The sequence below is a fragment of the Microbacterium sp. genome, from assembly GCF_049661145.1.
Taxonomy (GTDB): domain Bacteria; phylum Actinomycetota; class Actinomycetes; order Actinomycetales; family Microbacteriaceae; genus Microbacterium.
Window position 1 is genome coordinate 1 of record NZ_JBASZT010000057.1, and the last position, 2,984, is coordinate 2,984.

General features: G+C 68.7%; 4 protein-coding genes and 1 pseudogene. All 5 read left to right on the forward strand.

Annotation, left to right across the window (positions count from 1 at the left end):
- A pseudogene (locus WBP48_RS02475) lies at positions 1 to 454 on the forward strand (DNA polymerase III subunit gamma and tau); the annotation flags it as partial.
- Positions 455 to 468: 14 nt separating this feature from the next.
- On the forward strand, positions 469 to 1,062 hold the full coding sequence (gene recR, locus WBP48_RS02480) for a recombination mediator RecR (RefSeq protein WP_424435576.1): 594 nt from the start codon (positions 469 to 471) through the stop codon (positions 1,060 to 1,062).
- Positions 1,063 to 1,175: 113 nt separating this feature from the next.
- Positions 1,176 to 2,375 (forward strand): anion permease, encoded by a 1,200-nt coding sequence (locus WBP48_RS02485; RefSeq protein WP_424435579.1) that lies wholly within the window; start codon positions 1,176 to 1,178, stop codon positions 2,373 to 2,375.
- Positions 2,376 to 2,390: 15 nt separating this feature from the next.
- Positions 2,391 to 2,681 (forward strand): hypothetical protein, encoded by a 291-nt coding sequence (locus WBP48_RS02490; protein WP_424435582.1) that lies wholly within the window; start codon positions 2,391 to 2,393, stop codon positions 2,679 to 2,681.
- 1 nt (position 2,682) lies between these two features.
- A partial coding sequence (locus WBP48_RS02495) for a DUF3349 domain-containing protein (protein WP_424435585.1) occupies positions 2,683 to 2,984 on the forward strand: 302 nt, incomplete at its 3' end.

The following is a 2,984-nucleotide window of genomic DNA, read 5'->3' on the forward strand; positions in this document are numbered from 1 at the left end:
GTCGGTGACCGAGTGGGCGGTCGCCCGCATCCCCGCTTCGCCCGACGAGACCGGACCGGACCGGCCCGGCACCGATACCTCCGCCTCCGGTCCCGAGGCGAGCACGCTCTCGGCATCCGCACCGGGACCCGCGCAGGGACTCGCCGTCGACGACGAACCGGAAGACGTGGCACCCGCTCCTGTCGGTGTCCTCACGCTCGAGCGCGACGGGGAAGTACTGCCCGACGAGCGCGCGCTGCCCGACGACGAGACTCCTCCGCCCGTCGACCCTGAGGCACCGGTCCCGCCACGCGTTCCCGTCGCGATCGAACGGGTCGCTCCACCACGGCCGCCTCGGTCATCGCGTGCAGGCGGCATTGAGCGGGTCGGCGAGGCCGTCGTGCGCCAGCTGCTCGGTGCCACGTTCGTGCGTGAGGAACCGTACTCGCCGGCGACGCGGTTCTCGGAGCGGTGAGACGGGACTGACCCATGTACGACGGCATCGTCCAAGACCTCATCGACGAGTTCGGGCGGCTTCCCGGCATCGGCCCGAAGTCCGCGCAGCGCATCGCGTTCCACATCCTGCAGACCCCCACCTTCGACGTCACGCGGCTGTCGCAACTGCTCGGCGAGTTGCGCGAGCGTGTGCGGTTCTGCGAGATCTGCGGCAATGTCAGCGAGCAGGAGCGCTGCGCGATCTGCCGTGATCCGCGGCGCGACCAGGCACTCATCTGCGTCGTCGAAGACGCGAAGGATGTCTCCGCGATCGAGCGCACGCGTGAGTTCCGCGGCCTGTATCACGTGCTCGGCGGCGCGATCAGCCCCATCGCGGGCATCGGTCCCGATGACCTGCGCATCGCCCAGCTCATGCAGCGCCTGGCCGATGGCACGGTGCAGGAGGTCATCCTCGCCACCAACCCGAACCTCGAGGGCGAGGCCACGGCGGCCTACCTGAGCCGTCTCCTGCACTCGATGGAGATCCGAGTGACGCGACTCGCGTCGGGCCTTCCCGTCGGCGGCGACCTCGAGTATGCCGACGAGGTCACTCTCGGGCGGGCCTTCGAGGGCCGCCGCAGCGTGTAAGACGAGAGTCGCGGTGTAGGTCGAGAGTTGCGTCACCAAGACGCCCGGTCGAGAAAATGAAGCGTTAGCTTCAGCGTCACCGCGCGTTCATTCCAAGCCGAAACGCTCGTGCCATGACCGGCGAGCTCGTCATCCTCATCCTCGTGATCGTCACCGCGATCGCCTTCGATTTCACCAACGGCTTCCACGACACCGGAAATGCGATGGCGACCTCCATCGCCACCGGTGCCCTCAAACCGAAGGTCGCCGTGACGATCTCGGCGATCCTCAACCTGGTCGGTGCGTTTCTTTCCGTCGAGGTGGCGGCAACGATCACCAAGGACGTCCTGAAGATCCAGACCGATACCGGGTCGCTCGTCGAAGGACTGACGTCCGAGACCGCGATGACCATCATCTTCGCCGGTCTCGTCGGCGGCATCCTCTGGAACCTGCTGACGTGGCTGCTGGGTCTTCCCTCCAGTTCGTCGCACGCCCTGTTCGGCGGACTCATCGGCGCGGGCCTGGCCGGGGCCGTCGCGATCAACTGGGACGGCATCCTCGCGAAGATCATCGTCCCCGCCTTCCTGTCTCCCGTCATCGCGGGCGCCGTCGCAGCGCTCGGTACCCTCCTCGTCTACGCCCTCACCCGCGGTGTGGCGCAGAAGCGCCGGGACGCCGGGTTCCGCTGGGGTCAGATCGGCACCGCCTCGCTGGTCTCGCTCGCGCACGGTACCGGCGACGCGCAGAAGACGATGGGTGTCATCGCCCTCGCTCTCATCGCCCACGGCAGCCTCACGACCGACAGCATCCTCGAGGACGGCCTGCCGGTATGGATCATCTTCGTGTGTGGCCTGGCGATCGCGCTTGGCACCTACCTCGGCGGGTGGCGCATCATCCGCACCCTCGGCAAGGGACTCGTCGAGATCGACTCGCCGCAGGGCATGGCGGCGGAGGCCTCGTCGGCGGCGATCATCCTGACGTCGAGCTCGATGGGCATGGCGCTGTCGACGACGCACGTCGCGACCGGCTCGATCCTCGGCTCCGGCGTCGGCAAGCCCGGCGGGCAGGTCCGCTGGGGCGTCGCCGGTCGCATGGCAACCGCCTGGTTGACGACCATGCCCGCCGCTGGCATCGTCGGGGCGCTCTGCTACTTCATCGCCCACGGGATCGGCGGCGTCGCCGGAGCGATCGTCGTCTTCGCGGTGCTGGTGCTCGCCTCCGGCTACCTGTACCTGCGCTCCCGCCGTCAGCCCGTCGACGCCAGCAACGTCAACGCGGAATGGGACGGCAACGTCGTCCCCCAGAACACCGAGACCACGACTCCGGTCGTGTAAGAGAGGATCACAGAGATGTTGGATATCGCTTGGGGTGACATCTTCCTCGCCGCGCTGCGGGTGCTCATCGTCGGTGCGCTGTTCGGTGCCGGGCTTCCGGCCCTGTTCGCGATCGGGCTGCGCCTGCAGTCGGCGGGGGCAGGAGAAGGCGCCGAGAAGGATGCTGTGGGCGCGCGGCGACCGGCGCTGACCGCGGCCGCCTACGTGCTGTTCGCGATCGTCGTGGCGGCCGTCGTGATCGGCGTGCTGTTCATCACCCGCCACAGCCTCCACCACTACTTCGGCATCGTGCTGTTCGGAGGCTGAGATGGCTGAGAGCATCGGAGCGGCGATCCTGCGGTGGCTGCGCGCCGGCTACCCCGAGGGGGTTCCGCCGAAGGACTACTTCCCGCTGCTGGCGCTGTTGCGCCGCACGCTCAGCACGGCGGAGTTCGACAGCGTCATCGAGGTTCTCGAGGAGCGACGGGTGCGACCCGTCGGTGACACCGACATCCGCGCGGCGATCGAGCAGGTCACGTCCGAACCCCCCGCGGAACAGGACGTGCACGCGGTGGCGGCGCGCCTCGCGGCGGTGGGCTGGCCGCTCAGCGGCGACGCGCAGCGCTGGAC

What these genes read in the sequence shown, in the direction of transcription:
- WBP48_RS02490 (WP_424435582.1), top strand. Translation starts at nt 2,391, where the DNA reads ATGTTGGATATCGCTTGGGGTGACATCTTCCTCGCCGCGCTGCGGGTG.
- recR (WP_424435576.1), top strand. Translation starts at nt 469, where the DNA reads ATGTACGACGGCATCGTCCAAGACCTCATCGACGAGTTCGGGCGGCTT.
- WBP48_RS02485 (WP_424435579.1), top strand. Translation starts at nt 1,176, where the DNA reads ATGACCGGCGAGCTCGTCATCCTCATCCTCGTGATCGTCACCGCGATC.